This is a genomic window from Pseudodesulfovibrio sp. 7M6, from assembly GCF_050058625.1.
Classification (GTDB): domain Bacteria; phylum Desulfobacterota; class Desulfovibrionia; order Desulfovibrionales; family Desulfovibrionaceae; genus Pseudodesulfovibrio; species Pseudodesulfovibrio salinus.
The window spans coordinates 672,825-695,416 of sequence record NZ_CP188816.1 but is presented as its reverse complement, the minus strand read 5'-3'; the positions used below and the strand labels follow the sequence as shown (position 1 = coordinate 695,416).

21 protein-coding genes are annotated in these 22,592 nt (G+C 61.8%); 17 read left to right on the top strand and 4 right to left on the bottom strand.

Annotation, left to right across the window (positions count from 1 at the left end):
- Window positions 1-68: 68 nt before the first annotated feature.
- The gene (locus ACI0FG_RS03130; RefSeq protein WP_419787101.1) at window positions 69-1,283 is read left to right on the top strand and encodes an MFS transporter; all 1,215 of its coding nucleotides are present in this window, start codon (window positions 69-71) and stop codon (window positions 1,281-1,283) included.
- A gap of 9 nt (window positions 1,284-1,292) precedes the next feature.
- Here the strand turns inward: ACI0FG_RS03130 and ACI0FG_RS03125 are convergent, their stop codons facing one another.
- Window positions 1,293-3,578 carry a mechanosensitive ion channel domain-containing protein gene (locus tag ACI0FG_RS03125; RefSeq protein ID WP_419787100.1) on the bottom strand — a complete coding sequence of 762 codons (2,286 nt, stop codon included), beginning with the start codon at window positions 3,576-3,578 and terminating at the stop codon, window positions 1,293-1,295.
- Between the two features lie 197 nt (window positions 3,579-3,775).
- Here ACI0FG_RS03125 and ACI0FG_RS03120 point away from each other — a divergent pair, with 197 nt between their 5' ends.
- Entirely contained in the window at window positions 3,776-4,492 is a 717-nt protein-coding gene (locus ACI0FG_RS03120) for a DUF599 domain-containing protein (protein WP_419787099.1), read from the top strand.
- Between the two features lie 66 nt (window positions 4,493-4,558).
- Here the strand turns inward: ACI0FG_RS03120 and ACI0FG_RS03115 are convergent, their stop codons facing one another.
- The 3 genes from ACI0FG_RS03115 to ACI0FG_RS03105 form a co-directional block, all read right to left on the bottom strand.
- The gene (locus tag ACI0FG_RS03115; protein ID WP_419787098.1) at window positions 4,559-5,266 is read right to left on the bottom strand and encodes a multiheme c-type cytochrome; all 708 of its coding nucleotides are present in this window, start codon (window positions 5,264-5,266) and stop codon (window positions 4,559-4,561) included.
- Between the two features lie 162 nt (window positions 5,267-5,428).
- A complete protein-coding gene (locus tag ACI0FG_RS03110) occupies window positions 5,429-5,875 on the bottom strand; it encodes a CGGC domain-containing protein (RefSeq protein WP_419787097.1) in 447 nt (148 codons plus the stop codon).
- A 74-nt stretch (window positions 5,876-5,949) separates the two neighbouring features.
- On the bottom strand, window positions 5,950-6,636 hold the full coding sequence (locus ACI0FG_RS03105; RefSeq protein WP_419787096.1) for a FadR/GntR family transcriptional regulator: 687 nt from the start codon (window positions 6,634-6,636) through the stop codon (window positions 5,950-5,952).
- Window positions 6,637-6,977: 341 nt separating this feature from the next.
- Between ACI0FG_RS03105 and ACI0FG_RS03100 the strand changes: the two genes are divergently transcribed.
- From ACI0FG_RS03100 to mbfA, 15 genes are all read left to right on the top strand, one after another.
- Entirely contained in the window at window positions 6,978-7,775 is a 798-nt protein-coding gene (locus tag ACI0FG_RS03100; RefSeq protein ID WP_419787095.1) for a transporter substrate-binding domain-containing protein, read from the top strand.
- Between the two features lie 49 nt (window positions 7,776-7,824).
- Complete coding sequence (locus tag ACI0FG_RS03095) at window positions 7,825-8,493, top strand: amino acid ABC transporter permease (RefSeq protein ID WP_419787094.1); 669 nt, start codon at window positions 7,825-7,827, stop codon at window positions 8,491-8,493.
- Window positions 8,490-9,146: an amino acid ABC transporter permease gene (locus tag ACI0FG_RS03090; RefSeq protein ID WP_419787093.1), complete on the top strand. Its 657-nt coding sequence runs from the start codon at window positions 8,490-8,492 to the stop codon at window positions 9,144-9,146. The genes ACI0FG_RS03095 and ACI0FG_RS03090 overlap by 4 nt, the downstream gene beginning before the upstream one ends.
- A complete protein-coding gene (locus ACI0FG_RS03085; RefSeq protein WP_419787092.1) occupies window positions 9,127-9,855 on the top strand; it encodes an amino acid ABC transporter ATP-binding protein in 729 nt (242 codons plus the stop codon). The genes ACI0FG_RS03090 and ACI0FG_RS03085 overlap by 20 nt, the downstream gene beginning before the upstream one ends.
- A gap of 86 nt (window positions 9,856-9,941) precedes the next feature.
- Complete coding sequence (locus ACI0FG_RS03080; RefSeq protein ID WP_419787091.1) at window positions 9,942-11,060, top strand: ABC transporter ATP-binding protein; 1,119 nt, start codon at window positions 9,942-9,944, stop codon at window positions 11,058-11,060.
- A gap of 16 nt (window positions 11,061-11,076) precedes the next feature.
- The gene (locus ACI0FG_RS03075; RefSeq protein WP_419787090.1) at window positions 11,077-12,372 is read left to right on the top strand and encodes an ABC transporter substrate-binding protein; all 1,296 of its coding nucleotides are present in this window, start codon (window positions 11,077-11,079) and stop codon (window positions 12,370-12,372) included.
- Window positions 12,373-12,450: 78 nt separating this feature from the next.
- Window positions 12,451-13,299, top strand: coding sequence for an ABC transporter permease (locus ACI0FG_RS03070; protein WP_419787089.1), 849 nt, complete (start codon window positions 12,451-12,453; stop codon window positions 13,297-13,299).
- Between the two features lie 10 nt (window positions 13,300-13,309).
- Window positions 13,310-14,134 carry an ABC transporter permease gene (locus tag ACI0FG_RS03065; protein WP_419787088.1) on the top strand — a complete coding sequence of 275 codons (825 nt, stop codon included), beginning with the start codon at window positions 13,310-13,312 and terminating at the stop codon, window positions 14,132-14,134.
- 9 nt (window positions 14,135-14,143) lie between these two features.
- A complete protein-coding gene (locus ACI0FG_RS03060) occupies window positions 14,144-14,854 on the top strand; it encodes an aspartate/glutamate racemase family protein (protein ID WP_419787087.1) in 711 nt (236 codons plus the stop codon).
- Window positions 14,847-16,232: an allantoinase AllB gene (gene allB, locus ACI0FG_RS03055; RefSeq protein ID WP_419787086.1), complete on the top strand. Its 1,386-nt coding sequence runs from the start codon at window positions 14,847-14,849 to the stop codon at window positions 16,230-16,232. The genes ACI0FG_RS03060 and allB overlap by 8 nt, the downstream gene beginning before the upstream one ends.
- Entirely contained in the window at window positions 16,229-17,488 is a 1,260-nt protein-coding gene (locus ACI0FG_RS03050) for a Zn-dependent hydrolase (RefSeq protein ID WP_419787085.1), read from the top strand. The genes allB and ACI0FG_RS03050 overlap by 4 nt, the downstream gene beginning before the upstream one ends.
- A gap of 34 nt (window positions 17,489-17,522) precedes the next feature.
- Complete coding sequence (gene ilvC / locus ACI0FG_RS03045; protein ID WP_419787084.1) at window positions 17,523-18,518, top strand: ketol-acid reductoisomerase; 996 nt, start codon at window positions 17,523-17,525, stop codon at window positions 18,516-18,518.
- A gap of 98 nt (window positions 18,519-18,616) precedes the next feature.
- On the top strand, window positions 18,617-19,396 hold the full coding sequence (gene allE / locus ACI0FG_RS03040) for a (S)-ureidoglycine aminohydrolase (RefSeq protein WP_419787083.1): 780 nt from the start codon (window positions 18,617-18,619) through the stop codon (window positions 19,394-19,396).
- 214 nt (window positions 19,397-19,610) lie between these two features.
- Window positions 19,611-21,518 carry an Nramp family divalent metal transporter gene (locus ACI0FG_RS03035; RefSeq protein WP_419787082.1) on the top strand — a complete coding sequence of 636 codons (1,908 nt, stop codon included), beginning with the start codon at window positions 19,611-19,613 and terminating at the stop codon, window positions 21,516-21,518.
- 40 nt (window positions 21,519-21,558) lie between these two features.
- Window positions 21,559-22,539, top strand: a complete 981-nt coding sequence (mbfA, locus tag ACI0FG_RS03030; RefSeq protein WP_419787081.1) for an iron exporter MbfA — start codon at window positions 21,559-21,561, stop codon at window positions 22,537-22,539.
- Window positions 22,540-22,592 lie beyond the last annotated feature (53 nt).

The following is a 22,592-nucleotide window of genomic DNA, read 5'->3' as shown; positions in this document are numbered from 1 at the left end:
ATCCGAAGACCGGACAACACTCCGTCATTTTTCCCGACCCGACTCTTCCAGAAGGGAGGAGCCGCGTAATGCGCCGTGGTTCCAAGCGACCGCCCCTGCCCCATGCCATCGTCACCCTTGGCTGGGTCAGTTTTTTCACGGATGTGGCCTCGGAGATGGTCTACCCAATCATCCCACTGTTCCTGGTCTCGGTTCTGGGCGCACCCGCCGCCGTGCTCGGTGCCATGGAAGGAGCCGCCGAGGCGCTGGTCTGCATGATGAAGGGAGTATCGGGATGGCACTCGGACCGTATGGGCCGCCGCGCCCCCTATGTCCGCGCCGGATACGGCCTCTCCGCCCTGTCCAAGCCGCTGCTGGCCCTGGCCTTTGCCTGGCCCGTGGTATTTGCAGCGCGAATGGCCGACCGGCTGGGCAAGGGGCTGCGAACATCGGCGCGCGACGCCATGATCGCGGACGCTGCTCCCAAGGCCCGGCTGGGCGGTGCATTCGGCTTCCATCGCGCCATGGACACCTCCGGGGCCATCGTAGGCGTGCTCGCGGCCATGGGGCTGCTTGCCCTGCTGCCCGGCGCGTACCGAACAATTTTCCTGCTGGCGGCCCTGCCGGGACTGGCCGCAACCGCGCTGACCTTCCGTCTGCGCGAAACCGGCGGCAACCAGCCTGCCGGATCAGACGTGCCTTCCGACTCCGCACAGACGAAACGACTTTCCCTGCGTGACTCCCTGCGCGGCCTGCCGGGCGAGTATTGGCGCTCCCTGCTCCTGCTCTCCCTGTTCGCATTCGCCAACAGTACGGACGCCCTGCTCCTGCTGCGCGCCAAGGGCCTCGGCCTCGGCGACATACAGGTCATCGCGGCCTACGTGCTCTACAATATCACCTACGCGGCCTCGGCTTATCCGGCGGGCCTCCTGGCCGACCGAGTGGGCCGCTGGCGGCTCATGCTGGGGGGATGGACGGTCTACGCCCTGGTCTACTTCGGCTTCGCCCTCACCGGCCCCGGCGGGGTGTGGCTGCTCTTCCCGATCTACGGGCTGTACATGGGACTGACCGAGGGCGTGGGCAAGGCGGTCATCGCCTCCTGCCTCCCGGCGGACCGCAAGGGAACGGCCATGGGCTTCTTCCTCATGGTAACCGGCCTGCTGACGCTGGCGGGAAGCCTCGCCGCCGGGCTCGCCTGGGATGTCCTCGGGCCGCGCGCACCATTCATCATGGGCGGCATCGCCGCTCTGGTCGCCGTGGTCGCCGGGATGTTCTCGGCCCGGTCCTGTCACCGGGCTTCCTAGACAAACACGCTAGTCCTCTTTCCCGGCTTCCTTCTTTTCCGTGGCCGTGCTGGCAGCCGCAGCCAATGCGGCCCGTTCCTCCTCGGTAAAGTCCTCGCCCGTGGGCATGTGCACCGAGACGCGGGGCTTGGCGAACTCCACGCCTTCTTCGGCAAAATACTTGCGCATCTTGGCCAGCACCAGTTTGCGCAGGGTGAACTGGCCGCCCGGCTTGGTCATGAACTTGACCCGCATACGCATACCATACTCTTCCATGGCCTTGACGCCCTGGCTCTTGATGTCGCTCAGCATCATCTCGTCCAATTCCGGTATGGCGCGGATTTCCTTGTTGATCCGCTTTATAACCTTCTTGACCTTCTGAAGGTCGGTATCGAAGGGCACCAGATATTTGAGCTTCATCACCGCCCAGTCGCGGGAGTTGTTCTTTATCAACTTCATGGAGCCGAAGGGGATGGTGTAGAGAAAGCCCAGATGGTGACGCAGCTTGATGGAACGCACTGAAATTTCCTCCACCGTGCCCATGGCATTGCCGGTCTCGATGTAGTCGCCCACGCGAAAGGCGTCGTCCATCAAAAAGAAAATGCCGGAGATGATATCCTTGACCAGCGTCTGCGCGCCGAAACCGATGGCGATGCCGAAAACGGATGCACCGGCGAGGAGTGGGCCGATATCCACGCCGAGGGAGGAAAGAATGATCAGCACGGAAATGACCGTAATGGCCGCGAAAATGAATTTGCGCACCAGTTGCAGCAGGGTCGAGAAACGGTCGCCGCCGTGGCCGCCGCCCTCGCCTTCGGCATGGCCCCCCGCCGCGCCCGGTGCCTCGCGCAGCTTGCGCCCTATGAAATTGGAGACGGATATCCAAAAGATGTAGGCCAGCACCAGGGTGATGAGCGTATTGATCCCGGCCGCTACCAGATTTCGGCCAAAGCGGATGTCCACCCCCCAGGCACGCAACAGATAAAACACCGTGGCAGCCGCCACCAGAATGCGAAAGCCCGTGGAGAGGAAACGCTCGAATTTCGAGATTGTCGGGCGGACCTCGGCTTCCGGCGCTTCGTTCGCGCCATCGGAGTCAGCCTCGTCGTCGGCATCCGGCACCCCGGCCATGTCCACGGCAAAGGCGACCAGCCGTTGCGTCACCCAGTCCGCCAGCAGATAGCCGGGCAGCAGGAGCAACGTGATCATCCCGGTGGCCAATGCCTTTTGCCCAAAGACCATCAGGGCGAGTACCCAGAAAATCCAGAAGATCATGGTGTAGGCGATGACGCCCCCGGCCCAGGCCCCGGCCAGTTGGTGACGCAGAGAGTTCTCCGGCGTGGCTGCGCGGATGGCTGTGGCCACCCGCTGCTTGTTCCACAGCGCCAGCAGGGAGACCATGCAGGCAACCACAAATCCGGTGAGTGCCAGCACCAGAATGTAGGCCAGCTCCATGGCATGGGCCAGACGTACCAGACAGCTCAACAGGCCACCCACCACGATCACCCAGGCCAGACGCATGGCCCAGCGGAAGACGTAGCGGGCCGCGTCATCGGAAAGCGGCAGAAAACGGAGCCTCGTCGCATCGGGCGAAAGCACGGCGCGCAACAGGGCCCGGATCAGCCCCACGGCGGCAATGGCGGCCAGCCAGGCAAATATCACCGGACGGGCGTCCACCGGTTCGTTGAAAATAGTGAGATAGGGAATGAGCGTCACCAGAAAGGCGGCACAGACCGAGCCGATGTCCAGCCCGGCACGGGCCAGCAGCCGCCCCAGCCGCGCCGGGAGCGAGGCACCCGGCTCCGCGTCCTCCATGGCGAACCTGACCCCGGACAGCCGTCGGCCCAGCAGCCAGCGCACCACCAGCCAGACGGCCAGAACCATGGCCAGCCCCAAGGCCAACCGGCCCGGAGGATAGACGCCCCTGCCGGAGATCGACTCGCGCAGAGCTTCCGGCAGCAGGCGGGGCGCGGCGGTATCGCCTGACAACAGCTCGACCAGCCTCGCCCGCACCGCATGGACGATGCGCTTGGCGTGCTGCAACGCCCGCACCACCTCCGGTTGTTGCGGCTTGGCCGAAGCGGGCGCGGCGTTGCGCAATTCATTCAGGAGAAGCTGACGTACCTGTTCATCGCTCATTGCGGCGAGAATGGACCGCACCTGATCCGGCGTGGCATCGGCCGGAATGACGGTGGCGGAATCCGCGCTGCCCCTGGCCCCGGAATCAGCGGCAAAGGCCGTCCCGAAAAGGAATCCCGCCGACAACAGAACAAACAGGAACAATGCGGGAATGGTCGGGACAGGTCGTATGCGCATTTCGCCCTCCGTAAACAAGGCATGGTGGAAGATCGTTACTAAATTACCGATTTTGGCAATAGTTGTAAACTGTTGCCGGTTAATTCAGTCGGATCGTTGCAAAACCCGTCCCGGCGTCGTAAAACAGGGAAGTCGATTTCGTACAGCACTCCTCCCTAGGCGGAGGACAACCTACAGACTCCGGATCGGAGGAAGACATGAAGGAACTGATGGCCCCGCACCTGCTCGACATTATCTGCCTGATAATCTCGGCAGGGCTGTTCTCGGCCTATCACATATACGCCGCCTGGAGAGTGAAGCACGACCCCATCTACACCCTGTTCGGAGCCAACCAGCTGGCCAAGACCGCCTGGGTGGTCGGCATCATGGAGGAGCGCAAGGACATCCTGGCGGTGCAGACCCTGCGCAACTCGACCATGGCCGCCACATTTCTGGCCTCCACCTCCATCCTGCTGGCGGTCGGTCTGCTCTCCCTCACCGGACAGGGGGAAGAGCTGGGCCAGATATGGCACGCGGTCAACCTGTTCGGGTCCACGGCCAGAAGCACCATCACCCTCAAACTGCTGGTCATTCTGATCAACCTGTTCATAGCCTTCTTCAACTTTTCCTTCGCCATCCGGCTCTTCAGCCATGTGGGATTCCTGATCAACGCCCCGTCGGAGGAGGCGAGCTACGGCTCGTCCATCACTTTTGTAGCCATGCAGATCAACAAGGCGGGCGATTACTTTCACATTGGAATGCGTGCCTACTACTTTCTGGTGCCGCTCATCTTCTGGCTCTTCGGCCCCATGCTCATGGTCGTGGCAACCATCGTAGTGGTCGCGCTCATTGCCCGCATAGAACGCACGCCAAAGCTGGATAGCGAATACCTGTCAGTTTTCTTCAAGCATTCCTGCTCACTGCCGAAAAAATAGACCGGACATCGAACAACGAAAAAGGAGCCGGAATATTTCCGGCTCCTTTTTTTTGATCATCCCGATTCATTTCTGGTGGTATTTTCCGGAAAATCCCCGGAGGTCGGAGGCGTGACTGTTGCGGCCATTGTGGCAGCGGCGGCAGGTTTCCAGCACATCCCGGCCATTCCGGCCCGGCAATAAAATGTCGTCCGGGTCCTCGCTCTGCACATGGCGTGCGCCGGGACCGTGGCAGGCCTCGCAGCCAACGCCGAGAGCGGCGAACTCCCTGCGATAGGGATTGCAGCCCGTCAGGTGGCACATGCCGCACCGGCTTCGATAATCCTGGCCCAGCCAGCCGTTCCTGCGCTTCCAGCTGTGCCCAGCCAGGGAATATTCCGCGCCCATTACCCGCCAGTCGGAGCCCACAAAGGCCACCTTGCGACGCAGGCCGACAACAAGCCGGCTCTCGTCCTCCCGTCCCTGTAGCGGACCGGATTTCCAATTGCCCGGCAGTTCGCCCACATCCTTGCGCCGCCGGACAAAACGCGCCTTCAGGGTTTTGGACCACTGGTCATATTCGGCGGCATGGCACTCGGCGCATCGGTCGGACCCGGCATAGGCTTGCGGGGGTTCGTCGGCAATGATCCCCTCGTCGCGAATGGACCGTGCCTGCACGGCAGCAGCGACAAACAGAATAGAAATGACAGGGACCAGAAACAGAAACCGCAACTTCATCATGTTTCTCCGCAACCGGCTGAAGACATAAAAGACGTCCGACTTCGACAAATTCACCAGTTATCTCTCCTCGCCATTTTAAACAATCTTGTCAACACGCCAGGAATTTTCCGCCACTGCCGAACAAAAAAATCCCGGCCCGCCATATCTGGCGAGCCGGGCAAACTGTAACCCGGGAACAGGGCGATTCCGGTACGCCCGGTTCCTTGCCGAAAAGATCTAGTCGTATGCCTTGCGGGTTGCCTCGTCCGTCATGGCATTGGCCAGCAGCGGCTTCCATTCCGGGCCGTCCCAGGAGTGAAGGCCGGTATGTGTGGTCAGGTACTTTTCCGGGATGGGATGGGTGCCGACAACGACCTTCACGCCGTACTTGTTCTCCAGATAGGACTTGAAGGTCTCAATGTGCGGACAGGGCGGGTATCCAACCAAAAGTCCCGTTGCCAGATGAATTACATCCACGCCGTTCTTGACCATCTCGTCGCCCAGATACTCGACGTTGCCGCCGGGGCAACCGTTGCAGGTCGTGTACCCCACCAGCTCGATTTCCTCGTCCTTGTAGGCCGAAAATGCGCCCGCGCGCTCACGCATGGCGCGCAGACATTTGCCCCCGGCGCAACACCGGTAGCGATCGCAAATAACAATGCCGATCCTTGTAGGATTGCACATGACAACTCCTCCGGCCGGTACCAGACCGGCGTGATTTCGGACAGGTTTCCGCCAGGAAATTCAAAATGCGCGGCCTACTCCACCAGCCTGACCCCGGCGCGTCGCGCTACGCCGTGAATGTGCCGCTCCATGGCCTTGTGCGCCTCGGCGGGTTGGTGATTATGAAAATATTCCATGATCCGCTCATGTTCGCGGATCGTGTCGCTCAGACTGTCGTCCAGTGCGAGCGGCAGCTTCTGGCTCTCGAAAAACAGGCCGAGAAACGGACTGATGGCCTCGGTGAAAAATCGGTTGTTGGCCGCTTCTATCATCTGGGAATGAAAGGTGAAGTCCAGCCGGGCGAACTCTGTGTGGTCCCCGGCGGCCTTGGCCGTGCGCATGGCCTCCACCACCACGTCCATGTCCGCGATCTGGGCGGCGGTGGCGTTCACGGCCACAAGTCCGGCAATGGCAGGTTCTATGGCATAGCGGAACTGATACATCTGGGATTCGCGACCGGACAGGGCGGCCGAGGGAGTCATTACCTTTACCCTGGCAGCGGCCGCCGAGACTTCTCCGGCAGAAAGAAACACGCCTTTGCCCGGCCGGATTTCAACACGCCCCAAGGCCTCCATGGCGACCAGCGCCTCCCGTATGGTGGGACGGCTGAACGGCAGTTCCTCGGCCAGCGTCCGCTGGGAAGGCAACTGAAACCCGGGAGCCCAGCCGTTTTGCGCAATCATGGTCTCTATGCTCTGCATCGCTTCGTCGGTTCTCGACATGCGTCCCGCTCCCTTACAAGTAGTCACTGTTCATCTTCACCCCGGCCTTTCCATGGATGACAAACGAAATCGGCCTCTGCCGATCAGGCCCAACTGGTCTTACCAGTGCGCTCCTGCAGTGTACATCACACCTGTCGGGTTTTTGTCCATATCTTTTTTTGACCCCACATTTTTGTAATATTATTTTCGTATTTTAACTAATTTGTTAAAATTAATAAAAATGAACAAGAATTATTTTTTAAGATTGACAATAACAGCAAGTTGACCCAAAACGAACTTACCGGTCATACCACGCGGTCAACTACCGCCGGTCCGGCAACCATCAATTGGAGAGAGAGAGAATGAAAACAACACTTCGCCGCCTCTGTACGCTGGCCCTTGCGCTGGCCCTTTGCACCATCCTCTTCGGGACCTCGGCCCTTGCGGCCAGCACTCTGGAAAGAATCCAGAATTCCGGGGTACTGCGTGTCGCAGTTCCGCAGGACTTCCCCCCGTTCGGTTCCGTCGGCCCGGACATGCAGCCCATTGGATATGACATCGACATGGCCTCCCTGATCGCTGCCAAGCTGGGAGTAAAGGTCAAGCTCGTCCCCGTCACCAGCACCAACCGCATCCCCTACCTGACCACCGACAAGGTGGACATGGTCATCTCCTCGCTGGGCAAGAACCCCAAGCGCGCGGCGGTCATCGATTTCTGTGATGCATATGCCCCGTTCTTCAACGGCGTGTTCGGCCCGGCCGACTCCACCGTGAGCAAGGCGGCTGACCTGGCAGGCAAGACCATTGCCGTAACCCGCGGCTCCATCGAGGATCTGGCCTTGACCAAGATTGCTCCCGAGTCCTGCGCCATCAAGCGGTTCGAGGACAACAGCTCCACGATCACGGCCTACCTTTCCGGTCAGGTCGAGTTGGTCGCCACCGGCAACGTCGTGGCCGCCTCCATCAATGCCAAGCACCCCTCCAAGGAGCTGGCTACCAAGTTCATGATCAAGAACTCCCCCTGCTACGTCGGCATTGCCAAGGAGCAGCCGGAGCTGATGGCCAAGGTCAACGAGATCATCGCCGAGGCCAAAAAGGACGGCTCACTCGGCAAGATCGCCGAGAAGTGGCTGCACAACCCCCTGCCCGAAAATCTGTAGAAATGAATCAAGGGCGGGAGACGGACCTCCCGCCCGATGAGACAGCAAAATGTCGTATCAATTCTCCATAGAGCCGATCATTAACAACTGGGAAATGTTCGCCCAGGGAGCGGTCATGACGCTGTTGCTGACCGTCCTTGCCTCGGCGGTCGGAGTCGGCGCGGGCATTCTCGGCGCGGTGTCGCGCGCATGGAAGCTGCGGATTCTCAGCCCCGTGTATACGGTCTACGTGGAATGCATCCGCAACACGCCGTTTCTGGTTCAGCTCTACTTCATCTTTTTCGGACTCCCGGCCATGGGCGTCAAACTCAATGGGTGGGAAGCATCCTTCCTGGCCATGGCTCTCAACCTGGGCGCATATTCCACCGAGATCATCCGCGCAGGTGTCATGACAGTGCCCACAGGCCAGCTGGAAGCCGCCGAATCCCTGGCGTTCAGCCGGTGGCAAACCTTCCGGTTCATCATGCTCCGCCCGGCCCTGAAGAGCGTCTGGCCCGCCCTGTGCAGCCAGATCATCATCGTCATGCTCGGCTCGTCGGTCTGCTCGCAGGTCGCTGCCCAAGAACTTACCTACGTGGCCAACCTCATCCAGTCCCGCACCTTCCGGGCCTTCGAGATCTATGCGTTCAGCACGCTGGTCTATCTGATGCTCGCCATTCTGGTCCGCAGGGGATTGCAGATCTTCGGGCGCCGGGTCATCGACAGGAGGACGGCATGATAGAATTCACCCTCTGGGATATCGTCCGTCACATGCTCCTCGGCGGGGCTTGGACCGTCGGGCTTTCCCTCATCGCCTTTGTTTGCGGCGGCATCGTCGGCCTGTTGCTCCTGTTTGCACGCATTTCCCCGCGTCCGGCGTATCAAAAGACCGCCCGTATCTACATCGAGTTCTTTCAGGACACGCCGCTGCTGATGCAGCTCTTCCTGATCTTTTTCGGCATCGGCCTGCTCGGTTTCGACATCTCGCCCCTGCTGACCGCCGCCATAGGCCTGACCCTGTTCACCAGTGCCTATCTGGCGGAAATATGGCGCGGCTGCGTGGAATCCATCACAGGCGGCCAGTGGGAAGCGGGCGAAAGCCTGGCCCTGAGCCGCTGGCAGCAGCTCCGCTTCGTCATCCTGCCGCAGGCCGTCCGCATCGCGGTGCCGCCCACGGTCGGGTTCTCGGTGCAGGTGGTCAAGGGCACGGCGGTCACCTCCATCATCGGCTTCATGGAGATCACCAAGACCGGCTCCATCATTTCCAACGCGACGTTCAAGCCGCTGCTTGTCTACGGACTGGTCGCCGTCGGGTATTTCATCATCTGTTTTCCGCTTTCGGCACTGGCCCGGCGGGTAGAAAGGAGACTTCATGTCGCTTGTAGCCGCTGAAGGCATTCACAAAAGCTTCGGCAACAACGAGGTGCTCAAAGGAGTGACCCTCAAGGTGGAAGAGGGAGACGTGGTCGCCATCATCGGGCGCAGCGGCTCCGGCAAGTCCACCCTGCTCCGCATTCTCAATGGGCTGGAGTCCTTTGACGACGGCATCCTGGCCATAGAGGGCGACCGTCGCACCGGCATGGAGAAGGATTTGCGCCCTCTCCGGCTCAAGGTGGGCATGGTCTTCCAGCAGTTCAACCTGTTCCCCCACCTGACGGCAGGCGAGAACGTCATGCTCGCCCCCCGGCAGGTTAAGAAGGTTGCGCAGGAAGAGGCCAAGGCACTGGCAATGGACATGCTCACCCGCGTCGGGCTGGCCAACAAGTTCGACGCCTACCCGGACCAGCTTTCGGGCGGGCAGCAGCAGCGCGTGGCCATTGCCCGCTCCCTGGCCATGCAGCCCAAGGTTCTGCTGTGCGACGAGATCACCTCGGCCCTGGACCCGGAGCTGGTGGGCGAGGTGTTGGACGTGGTGAAGCGGCTGGCCGAGGAGGGCATGACACTCATCATGGTCACCCACGAGATGCGCTTCGCCCGCGAGGTCGGCAACAAGCTGATCTTCATGCACCAGGGCAAGGTGCATGAACAAGGCGATCCCAGAGCGCTTTTTGCCAACCCCGGCACCCCGGAACTGGCCTCGTTCATACGAGCCATTGATTGATCGACGAAAAGAACGGCAGGCAACGAACAGAGCAATTTCGACCGCCCCCCCGAAGGGCGGCAAACCGCGAAGAGTGACGGATAGCCATGGGTAGCATAGGAAGAGTGGAAATGTCGGCTGTGGGCAAATGGTACGGCACCATTGAAGCGCTCAAGGGCATCGAACTGACCGTCGAAGCGGGCGAATACTGCTGCCTGCTCGGCCCCAGCGGATGCGGCAAGAGCACGGCCGTGCGCATGATATCCGGCCATGAGGAAGTGACCTCCGGCGACATCCTGCTCGACAGCCGGAACATTACGGACACCCCGCCCGCCAAACGGAAGACAGCGCTCATGTTCCAGAACTACGCGCTCTTCCCCCACCTCTCCTGCGTGGACAACGTGGCCTTCAGCCTCAAAATAGCCGGTGAACCGAAGAAGTCCCGGCGCGCCCAGGCCATGGAGCTGCTTGAACTGGTGCACATGGGCGACTACGCAGGCGCCCTGCCCGACCAGCTTTCCGGCGGTCAGCAGCAGCGTGTAGCCCTGGCCCGCGCGCTCATCACCAAGCCCTCGGTCATCCTCCTCGACGAACCCCTCTCCGCCCTGGACCCCTTTTTGCGCATACAGATGCGCAAGGAGCTGAAGAACATCCAGAAGGAACTGGATATGACCTTCATCCACGTCACCCACTCTCAGGAGGAGGCGTTCGCCCTGGCGGACAAGGTCGTGGTCATGTCTCGGGGCGTCATCCAGCAGGTGGGTACCCCGCGCGATATATTCGAGACCCCGGACTGCGCGTTCGTGGCCGGATTCATCGGCGGACACAATATTTTCGAAGGGCATTTCGAATGCCGCACTGACGGCGGCAGACATGCCCTATCCATGGAAGGGACCACGGTTAACAGCGTCTGCGCCCAGCCCAATCTCGGCGCATCCGGCGACTACGGTTTTTCGGTCCGTGCGGACCGGATTTACCTCGACCGCAAAGGTGATACCGGTATGGACGTTTCGATGCCGGCCACCGTGGCCATGGCCGAATACCAGGGCAACCACGTCATTCTCCACTGCGAGACAAAAACAGGCGCGACCATTCAGGTCAGCATGCCCGACGGGCAGTATTTCTCCCAGCGGATCGATCCCGGGGAATCCATTTTCCTCGGTTGGAGCTGCGACGATATGAACGTCTTCCACCCCGGCAACGGGATCAGGCATAGCAACCAGTAACCGACAGGAGAGAGTCATGGTTAAGGATACCAAGAAAGACGGCAAGATGAGCCGGAGGAAGTTCCTCGGAACTGCCGCCGTGGCCACTGCAGCCGTTGCAGCGGCACCGGTCATCACCGGTTTCCCCACCGTTTGGGCACAGAACAGCAAGAATGTGGTGTTGCGCCAGTTCGGCACCGGCACGGCCAGCGTCAACGCCATTGCCGAAAAAGCCAAGGAGGAGCTGGGCATCACGGTCCAGATGACCGCCATGGATTCCGACGCCGTTGTCCAGCGCGCCGTCACCCAGCCCAAGAGCTACGACATTGCGGACATCGAGTACTGGGTGTGCAAGAAGGTGTACCCGGCCGGTGTCATCCAGCCCATGGATACCAAGCGCATCAAGCTCTACGACAAGATTTCCCCGCTCTTCAAGAACGGCAAGCTGACCCCGGATTCCCAGATTGCGCAGGGTACCGCCCCGCACACCGTCGGCTTTGTCGAGCATCAGAAGGATACCAAGTTCGCCACCCGCGAGACCGAATGGATGACCCTGATGCCGACCATCTACAACGCCGACACCCTGGGCATCCGCCCCGATCTGGTCGGCCGCGAAATCAACAGCTGGAAGGACATTCTGGATCCGGCCTACAAGGGAAAGACCTCGATCCTGAACATTCCGGCCATCGGCATCATGGACGCCGCCATGATCTGCGAGTCCGCAGGCCTGGTGAAGTACGCCGACAAGGGCAACATGACCCGCAAGGAAATCGACCAGACCATCGACGTGCTGAAGAAAGCCAAGAAGGAAGGACAGTTCCGCGCCTTCTGGAAGACCTTTGACGAATCCGTCAACCTGATGGCCTCCGGCGAAGTCGTCATCCAGTCCATGTGGTCCCCAGCCGTCACCGCCGTCCGGGCCAAGGGCATCCCCTGCAAGTTCCAGCCGCTCAAGGAAGGCTACCGCGCCTGGGGCGGCGGCATGGGGCTGGCCCGCCACCTGTCCGGCATCAAGCTGGACATGGCCTACGAGTACTTCAACTGGTACATCTCCGGCTGGGTCGGCGCCTACCTCAACCGCGAAGGCTACTACAGCGCCGCTCCCTCCACCTCCAAGGATTACATGACGGCCAACGAGTGGGGCTACTGGATCGAAGGCAAGCCCGCCACCGAGGACATCGTCAGCCCCGAGGGCAAGGTAATGGAAAAAGCCGGTGCCATCCGCGACGGCGGCTCCTACATGCAGCGCATGGGCAACCTCGCCTGCTGGAACTCGGTCATGGACGAAAACAAGTACATGGTCCGCAAGTGGAATGAGTTCATCGCCTCCTAGGCGTTCGGACAGACCTCAAGCAAAAATCACGGCTCCCCGGCCCCGTGCCGGGGAGCCGAAGAAAAACCGGTCAGCACCATGACGAACTCCAGATTCACGTATCTTCAGGCATCGCCACTCTTTCTGGTCATGCTCTTCTTTCTGGTCATTCCGACCATCCTGATCGTTGTCGTCAGCTTCTGGGACTACGATTCCTACCTGCTCATCCCGGACTTCATCTGGGACAACTACGATTTTCTGCTGACCTCGTCCGTCACATGGCAGGCCTACGGCAAGACCCTGTTCTACGCCTTCACCACCTGGGCGGCGACGCTGACCATCGGATTCACCGTGGCCTACTACATGGCCTTTCACCTGCGCACAGCCAAGGCGCAGACCGTCTGTTTCCTGCTGGCCACCATTCCGTTTCTGACCTCAAACATCATCCGCATGATCTCCTGGATTCCGCTGCTGGGCCGCAACGGGCTGGTCAACCAGATGCTTCTGTCCCTGGGCGTGACCACCCATCCCCTGGAGTTTCTGCTCTACAGCGATTTTTCCGTCATTCTGGCCTTTGTCCACCTCTATACCCTGTTCATGGTCGTGCCCATCTTCAACTCCATGATGCGCATCGACCGCAAGCTGGTGGAAGCGGCCATCGACGCCGGGGCCTCCCCCTGGCAGGTCATCAGCCAGGTCGTCATCCCCCTGTCCAAGTCGGGCATCACCATCGGCTCCATCTTCGTCTTCACCCTGGTCATGGGCGACTTCATCACCGTCCGGCTGATGAGCGGCGGCCTGAGCGCTTCGGTGGGCGTGCTCATCTACAATGAAATTTCCATGCTGCAATACCCGGCGGCGGCAGCGGGGGCCGTGACCCTGCTGATAACGGTCCTGATGATGCTCGCCATCCTCTTCCGTTTCGCCAACATCCGGGAAGATCTCTAGGAGGCCCATCATGCTTATTTCCGGCAACCGGCCGAAGAGCTTCTACTTTCTGAGCGCGTTCTTCGCCCTGTTCATTCTCTTTCTGTACGGCCCCACGCTGACCATCGGCATCCTGTCCTTTCAGGGCCCCTCCGGCGGCCTGACCTTTCCCATGAACGGCTGGTCCCTGCACTGGTACGCAAACCTGTTCGAGGCCCAGGCCGTGGGCGGATTCGGCGGCGCGCTGACCCGCTCCCTGCTCCTGGCCGTGGCCGTCATGTTCTCCACCATGATCGTGTCACTGGCGGCGGGCATGGCTTTCCGCAAGTCGTTCAAGGGCAGCGGGATTCTGTTCTACCTGACCATCGTCAGCCTGATCATTCCGTCCATCCTGATCAGCCTGGGCATCGGCCTGCTCTTCAACCAGCTCGGGCTGGACGCCTCCTGGTACACCTCGGCATTCGGCGCACACCTTACCTGGACGTTGCCCTTCGGTCTGCTGATCATGTTCGCGGTCTTCAACCGGTTCGACAAATCCTACGAGGCGGCGGCCACGGACATGTGCGCAACGCGGTTCCAGACCCTGCGCTTCGTGGTGGTGCCCCTCATCCTGCCAAGTCTGGTGGGTGTGGGCCTCTTCGGCTTCACCCTTTCCTACGATGAATTCGCCCGCACCATCATGACCTCCGGCTCGCTGAACACCCTGCCGCTGGAAATATTCGGCATGACCACCAACGTGACCACCCCGGTGCTCTACGCTCTCGGCACGCTGACCACCTTCTTCTCGCTCATCATCATCGTCGGCACCCTCACGCTCCTGCACTTCCTCAAACGCCGCCGGTCCGCCGGGAAATAAGGAACCGCCATGCGCATCCTGCTCGTCAATCCCAACTCCAGCGAGGCCATGACCCGGACCATAGAAGGTGCCGGTAAATCCGTCGCAGCTCCGGGCACCGAAATCATCGGCTGCTGCCCGCCCGAAGCGCCCGCCTCCATCGAAGGCCATTCGGACGGCGTGTTCGCCGCCTATCACCTGCTCAAACTGGTGGAAGCGCACCCCGCCGACGGCTGTGTGGTCGCCTGTTTCGACGACACGGGCGTGGACGCGGTGCGGGAGTTGCTGGCCGGGCCGGTGCTGGGCATCGGCGAAGCGGCCATGCACGCCGCCACCATGCTCGCCTGCCGTTTTTCCATACTGACTACCCTGGAACGGTCGGTGCCCATCCTTGAAGACAACGCCGCCCGTTACGGACTGGCCGGAAAGTGCCGGGGCGTCCACGCCGCCGATCTGCCCGTCCTCGCCTTTGAGGACGCGGACTCGGACAAGGCCTTTGACGTCCTGCGCAAGGCAGCTCTCGACATTCTCGCGCGCGACAAATCTGACGCGCTGGTCCTCGGCTGCGGCGGCATGGCCCATCTTGCCCCGCGTCTGGCCGGAGAGCTGGGCGTCCCGGTGGTGGAAGGCGTCACCGCCGCCGTCAAATTCGTGGAGGCGCTGACCGGTCTCGGCCTCGGGACCTCCAAGGCCGGAGGCTACGCCTATCCCCTGCCCAAGAAAGGAGGCAGCCATGTTTGATCTGGTGCTGAACAATGCCCGGCTGGTCACGGAGGACGACATCCGCGACGCCACGGTCGGCATCCGGGACGGACGGATAGTCCGCATCGCCCCGACCGGCGAAAAAATGGAAGGGAAACAGGTGGTGGACTGCACAGGCAAGCTCGTCCTGCCCGGTTTCATCGACCTGCACGTCCACTTCAACGAACCGGGCCTGACCCGACGCGAGGACTACGCCACCGGCTCCGCCGCAGCGGCGGCGGGCGGCATCACCCTGTTTGCGGACATGCCCCTCTCCAACGAACCATACACCCTGACCGCTGCCGACGTGCGCGACAAAATCGAGCGCGCCTCCAATCGTTCGGTGGTGGATTTCGCCATCTGGGGCGGCTTTGTGGAAGACAACGTGGCCGAGATGGGCCCCATGGCCGAAGCCAGAGCCTACGGCTTCAAAATGTTCACTTGCGACGCCGGGGCCGGATTCCCCACGCCTGGCCCGGAGACCATGCAACGCGGTTTTGCCCGAACCGCAGAACTCGGCGCATTCATCGGCGCGCACTGCGAGGATCAGGCCGCCATGGATCGCAATGCCCAGGCCTGCCCGGCAGCAATGGAAGAGATCGACCGATTTTTGGCCATCCACTCGCCGGAGACAGAGCTTTCCGCCGTGCGCGCGGCCATTGAGCTGGCCGAAAAAAGCGGCGCGCACCTGCACGTCTGCCACGCCAGCCTGCCGGAGACCGTGGACCTCGTGACCGAGGCTCGGAAGCGCGGCGTGTCGGTGAGCGTGGAGACCTGCCCGCAATACCTGCTTTGCACCGGCGACGACCTGCGCCGCATCCGGGGACCGCTCAAGTGCACACCGCCGGTGCGCGATACGGCGGCCATTGAAGGACTGTGGCAGCGGCTGACCGATGGGGACATAGACTTTCTGGGCACGGACCATTCGCCCGCCGAAACGGCGGAGAAAAAGTGTGCCGCCTTTGACGACTGCTGGGGCGGCATCAACGGCGTGCAATACCTCTTTGCCCTGCTCCACACCGAGGGGGTTGTCCGACGCGGCCTGGATATCCGGCAACTGGTCCGGCTTTACAGCGCGGAACCGGCCCGGTTCATGGGACACTATCCGGACAAGGGCACTCTGGCCGAGGGAAGCGAAGCATCCTTCGTCCTCTTCGACCCTGCCGCCGAGTGGACCATCCGGGCCGAAAACCAACTGACGAAACACAAGCAGACCCCATACGAAGGTATGCATTGCACCGGCCGCGTCGAACAAACATGGCTGCGGGGCAATCTGGTCTGCATCCACGAATTTGAAACGGGGGGATACCGGCTTACGGACCGGGCGGGCGCCGGGATGCTCGTTACTCCCGCCAACAACAAAGGAAAGAGGTTATGAAAGAACTGAGAACCAACCCCGAACGGCTGCAACGCTTCCTCACGGAGATTGCCGCCTATGGGGCCACGGAAAACGGCGGGGTCACCCGTCTGGCTTTGAGCGACGAGGACCGTGCGGCCCGCGACCAGCTCAAGGCGTGGTTCGAGGAAGCAGGGTGCGAGACCAAGATCGATCGCATGGGCAATATGTTCTTTGTCCTGCCGGGCAAGAACCGCGCCCTGCCGCCGGTGCTGACCGGGTCGCACTGCGACTCGCAGCCGAAGGGCGGCCGGTTCGACGGCATCCTCGGCATCATCGGCGGCCTGGAGGTGGTCTGCACCCTGAAGGATGCGGGCGTGCAGCTGGAACGCGACTTCGTGGTGGTCAACTGGACCAACGAGGAAGGCAGCCGCTTCACCCCCGGCACCACGGGTTCCGGCGTGTTCGTCGGCAAGCTGGACCGCGAGGCCATGTATGAACTGACCGACCGGGAGGGCAAGACCTTCGGCGGCGAACTGGAGCGCATCGGCTACAAGGGGACGGAGGACTATGATCCCACGCCGCTGCACGCCAATTTCGAATATCACATCGAGCAGGGTCCAGTGCTGGAACGCCAGGGCAAGGTCATCGGCGTGCCCAAGGGCATCGTCTGCCTGCGCTGGTACGACGTGGACGTGACGGGCGTGCCCAACCACGCAGGGACCACGCCCATGGAGGAACGCAAGGACGCCGTTTACGCGTTCTCCCGCATGGCGCGGCGCTGCTTCGACCTCGGGCTGGACTCCGGCGACGTGGTCGTGACCGTGGGCGAGGTGCACCCCACCCCCAATTCGCGCAACGTCATTGCCGGGCATGTCCGGTTCACCATCGACGTGCGAGGCTGGGACGAGGCCAAGACCGACGCCGTGTGCGCGGCCATTGAACAGGCCATTGCCGAAGAGGCGGAGCTGACCGGCTGCGGCGCGGACATCCACCGCACCTGGGCCGTGGAGCGCGCCCCCTTCAGCCCGGACCTGACCGCACTGATCCGCGAGACGGCGGATGCTCTGAACCTGCCCGCCCTGGACATGGTTTCCGGCGCATCCCACGACACCGTCTACATCAACCAGATCGCGCCCAGCGCCATGATCTTCGTGCCGAGCATCGACGGCCGCAGCCACGCCGAGGTGGAAGAGACCTCCTGGTCCGACTGTGCTGCCGGAACCGACGTGCTCCTGCACTGCGTGATGAAAACAGGCAACGACCCTGAGGGCGTGACCTACGCCGCGGCGAAATAGCCGATCACCCAATACCGACTATAAGGAAAATACAATGAGCGACATCGAATTTGAAAGAATCTACCGTGACGAAGACGTTGACCTGAAAGCGCTGGACGGCAAGACCGTCGCCGTCATCGGCTACGGCAGCCAGGGCCGCGCCCAGTCCATGAACATGCGCGAGAGCGGCATCAAGGTCATCGTGGGCGCGGGCGACCGCACCCGCCACTCCAGCTGGGACAAGGCCGTTGCCGACGGCTTCGAGGTCTACTCCATCGAGGAGGCCGTGGAAAAGGCGGACATCGTGCACATTCTGTTGCAGGACCCGGCCCAGCCCTCGGTCTACTACGAATCCATCCACTCCCATCTGAAGCCGGGCCAGACCCTGAGCTTCGCCCACGGTTTCGCCATTCTCTACGGCACCATCAAGCCGCCCAAGGATGTGGACGTGGTCCTGTTCGTGCCCAACGGCCCCGGTCCCGTCACCCGCCAGAAGTTCAAGGACGGCTCCGGCATCTGGGGCTGCGTCAGCGTTGACCAGGATGTGAGCGGCAAGGGGCTGGAGACGGCCCTGGCCATCTCCAAGGCCGTGGGCTCCACCCGCGTGGGCGTGGTGGCCATGACCTTCCAGCACGAGACCGAAGGCGACAACTACGAAGAGCAGGTCCTCTACGGCGGAACCATCCACCTGATGCGCACCATGTACAAGATCATGGTCAAGAACGGCTATCCCCGCTCCTTTGCCTACGCCAAGGCGATCCGCTCCATCCGTTCCATCATCGACGACATCGACGCCGTGGGCATCGAGGCCTACCTGACCTCCCGCGCCAGCCGCACCTGCGAGTTCGCCGTGCGCCACAGCGGCCCCCGCGTCATCAACGAGGCAGAGATGGAGAAGATCTTCGAGGAGACCGAGCGCGGCATCTTCGCCCGCAACTGGCTCCAGGAATTCTCGCTGGGTATGCCCACCCTGAACCGCATTCGCCGCACCTGGGCGGATTCGGATATGGAAAAGACCGGAAAAATCTGGCGCGACAAGTTCGGAAAGTAGTACACCTCCCTCATCAGGGCGCGGGGGAAACGACCTCTCCCCCGCGCCACGGCAATGAACCAAGCAGGCCGAACGCTCGCAAAAAAAGGTACAAAACCATGCCTTATCCTGAAGGATTCCTTAAAAACCGGTCGTCCTACGAACCCGGCAAATATGCGGTCATCACCACCGAGGGCCGTGTCTTCAACGTCGTGCCCGGCATCAAGGGGTGCGCCCTGTCCATCCTGGCCTCCAAAAAACTCGGGGCCAACTTTGTGCAGATGGTCGGCACGGTCAGCACCGAGGGCAAGACGACCATGCCTTACGGTCGCGAGGAAAACATCGAGACCTTCCTCTTTGTGATGGACGGCGAAGGCTCGCTGAAAGTCACGGCTGACGGCAAGACCGAAACCCTGACCGCCGGTGGGTACATCTACTCCCCCCCGGGCAAGGGTCTCCAGTTCGCATCCGAAGGCGACGCCCCGGTCACCATCCTGCTCTACAAGCAGCGCTTCATTCCCCACCCGGACCCGGCCATGAAAATGCCGTGGGTGGTCTCCGGCTCCATCCGCAAGATCGAGGAGAGCCTGTACGACCAGATGGACAACGTCCTTGTGCGCGATCTGCTGCCCGTGGACGAAGCCTTCGACATGAACTTCCACACCCTGGCCTTCCTGCCCGGCGGCTGCCATCCCTTTGTGGAGACGCACGTCCAGGAGCACGGCATGTACATCTATCAGGGCGAGGGACTCTATCTGCTGGATGAAAAGTGGATGCCCGTGGAGGCCGGCGACTTCATCTGGATCGCCCCGTTCTGCAAGCAGGCCTGCTACGGCATCGGCCTGGAACGCATGGAATACATCTATTCCAAGGACTGCCACCGCGACGAAGCCATCTAGCCTTCCGTCACATTACAATCTATTGCGCCGCAACGGGTTCCACACCTGTTGCGGCCTTTTTCTTGCCGCGCCGCCGAACGGTTCGCATTGCTTCTGCCAATGGAAACGACCCGGCAGAACGCAAATTGCCAATCGGAAGCGGCAGGCATATAGTCCCAACCAAGGCTACGTCCTCCGCCGCATCATAAGGAACCCAAAAACAATTCGCCGCCCCATGACCGAAAGCACATCGACAGCCCCCGAACACGCGAAACCGGAAGCGAACAAATCCCTGGGAGAGGTGCACGGCAGCGTCAACACCCAACAGCCGAGCCTCCTGAAACGCATCTTCGCCTTTGCCGGTCCCGCCTACCTGGTCAGTGTAGGCTACATGGACCCAGGCAACTGGGCCACGGACCTGGAGGGCGGCTCCCGCTTCGGCTATGCCCTGATCTGGGTCATCCTCATGTCCAACGCCATGGCCGTGCTGCTCCAGACCCTTTCCGCGCGGCTCGGCATCGTCACCGGCAAGGACCTGGCCCAGGCCTGCCGGGCGGAATACTCCAAGGCCGCCAACTTCGTGCTCTGGATATTCTGCGAAATCGCCATCGCGGCCTGCGATCTGGCCGAAGTGCTGGGCACCATCCTCGGCCTGAACCTGCTCTTTGGCCTGCCCCTGCTCTGGGGCGCGCTGGTCACCCTTTTCGACACCTTCCTCCTGCTGGCCATCCAGAAGCTGGGCATCCGCAAGATGGAAGCGTTCATCCTCTCCCTGATTACGGTCATTGCGGGCGGCTTCATCGTCAATCTCTTCCTGGCCAAGCCGGACTGGGGCGCGGCCGTGGCCGGGCTCACGCCCACCGTCCCGGAGGGATCGGTCTACATCATTCTCGGCATCATCGGCGCAACGGTCATGCCGCACAACCTGTACCTCCACTCCTCCCTGGTCCAGACCCGCAAGGTCTCCCGGCTGGTGGATTCCAAGGCGCAGGCCTGCCGGTTCAACCTGCTCGACTCGGTCATGGCGCTCAACGCCGCCTTTTTCGTCAATGCCGCCATCCTCATCCTGGCGGCCGCAGTCTTCTACCGCAACGGAATGGTGGTCACCGAAATCCAGCAGGCGGACCAGATGCTGGAACAGCTACTCGGCTCGCAGATAGCGCCCATCGCCTTCGGCCTCGCCCTGCTGGCCGCCGGGCAGAGTTCCACCTTGACCGGCACCCTGGCGGGCCAGATCGTCATGGAAGGGTTTGTGAAGATCCGGCTGCGCCCGGTGCTCCGGCGACTCATCACACGGTCCATCGCCCTGATTCCCGCCGTGGTGGTCATCGCCGTCTCCGGGGACAAGGGAACTTACCAGTTGCTCATTCTCAGTCAGGTCATCCTCTCCCTGCAACTCCCCTTTGCCGTGGTCCCACTGGTCCACTTCACCAACGACAAGATCAAGATGGGGGCCTTTGCCAACCGGCTCTGGGTCAAGGCGCTGGCTTGGCTGACCTCCGCCGTCATCATCGTGCTCAACGGCAAGTTGGTCCTGGATCAGCTGGGTGAATGGCTGGACGGCGGCACACCGGAATTCGTCTCCATGCTGGCCGTTGGCATCGCCGTTCTGACCGGTCTCTTCCTGCTCTACATTTTGATCCATCCCCTGTTCCGAAAGCAGAGCGGATGGAAGAACGAATCTTCATCAGAGGCAGGGGCCTCAGGCGTCATCGCCGCCATTGCGGTCCCGCCCACCAAGCACATCGCGGCCGCCCTCGGGCGGGAACCGGGCGACGCCACGGTCATCGGCCGGGCCATGGCCCTGGCCCGTGCGGAAGGCGCGCTGCTCACCCTGGTCCACGTTGTTGATTCCGCCCCGGCCCAGGTCTACGACAGCGACGTCTATGACGAACACGCCCGGGATGACGAAAGGTATCTGGAAGAGATCGCCAACGAAGTGCGCGCCGCCGGAGTGCCGGTGGAGACGGCTCTGCCCCATGGCGACCCGTCCCGGGAACTGGTCAATTTTGTGGAAACCCACGGCGTGGACATGCTGGTGATGGGTTCGCACGGACACCGCCTGATAGGCGACCTGCTCTTTGGCGAGACCGTTTCCCCGGTCCGCCACAGCCTCGCCATCCCGGTGGTCGTCGTCCGATGACCATGACAACACAGTAACAACAATCAACCGGAGGCATTGCATGATACCCGGTTTCAACAATGGAAGACGCCGATTCTCCGACCTCTCGGAACAGGAGATTCTGGCTCTGGCCATATCCAACGAAGAGGACGACGCCCGCATCTATCTGCAATATGCGGATATGCTCCAGGCCGACTATCCGGCCACGGCCAAGATTTTCAGAGAAATGGCGGAAGAGGAGGACGGGCACAGGCGCAGCCTCATCGACATGCACCAGCGCCGCTTCGGCAACACCATCCCGCTTATCCGGCGCGAGCACGTCTCTGGTTACTATGCGCGCAACCCGGTCTGGCTGGTGAGCAACTTGGGCCTGGAGCGCATCCGCAACGAGGCGCAGGCCATGGAACGGCAGGCCGAGAACTTCTACCGCAAGGCCGCGGACCGCACCTCGGACGCTGATGTCCGCCGGTTACTGGGCGATCTGGCCACGGTGGAATCCAAGCATGGCCAGATAGTGGACAGTATGGACGCCAAGTACCTGACCACCAAAGAACGGAACGAGGAGGACCACGAGGCGCACCGCCAGTTCATCCTGACCTGGGTGCAGCCCGGGCTGGCCGGACTCATGGACGGCTCGGTCTCGACCCTGGCCCCCATTTTCGCCACGGCCTTCGCCACCCAGAACACGCACACCACCTTTCTGGTCGGTCTGGCGGCCAGTATGGGCGCGGGCATCTCCATGGGCTTTACCGAGGCGGCATCGGACGACGGCGAGCTTTCGGGCCGAGGCAGCCCCTTCAAGCGCGGACTGGCGGCAGGCATCATGACCACCCTCGGCGGGCTGGGACACGCCCTGCCCTATCTCATCCCCAACTTCTGGACCGCGACCATCATCGCCTTTGTCCTCGTCTTTTCGGAGCTGTGGACCATCGCCTGGATTCAGAACAAGTACATGAACACTCCCTTCTGGCGAGCCTCCTTCCAGGTCGTGCTGGGCGGAGCGCTGGTCTTTGCGGCCGGAGCGCTCATCGGCGGCAGCTAGACCGGAGCAAACAGACGATTCATGCGGGGAGCGACGGCCAAAGGCTGCCGCTC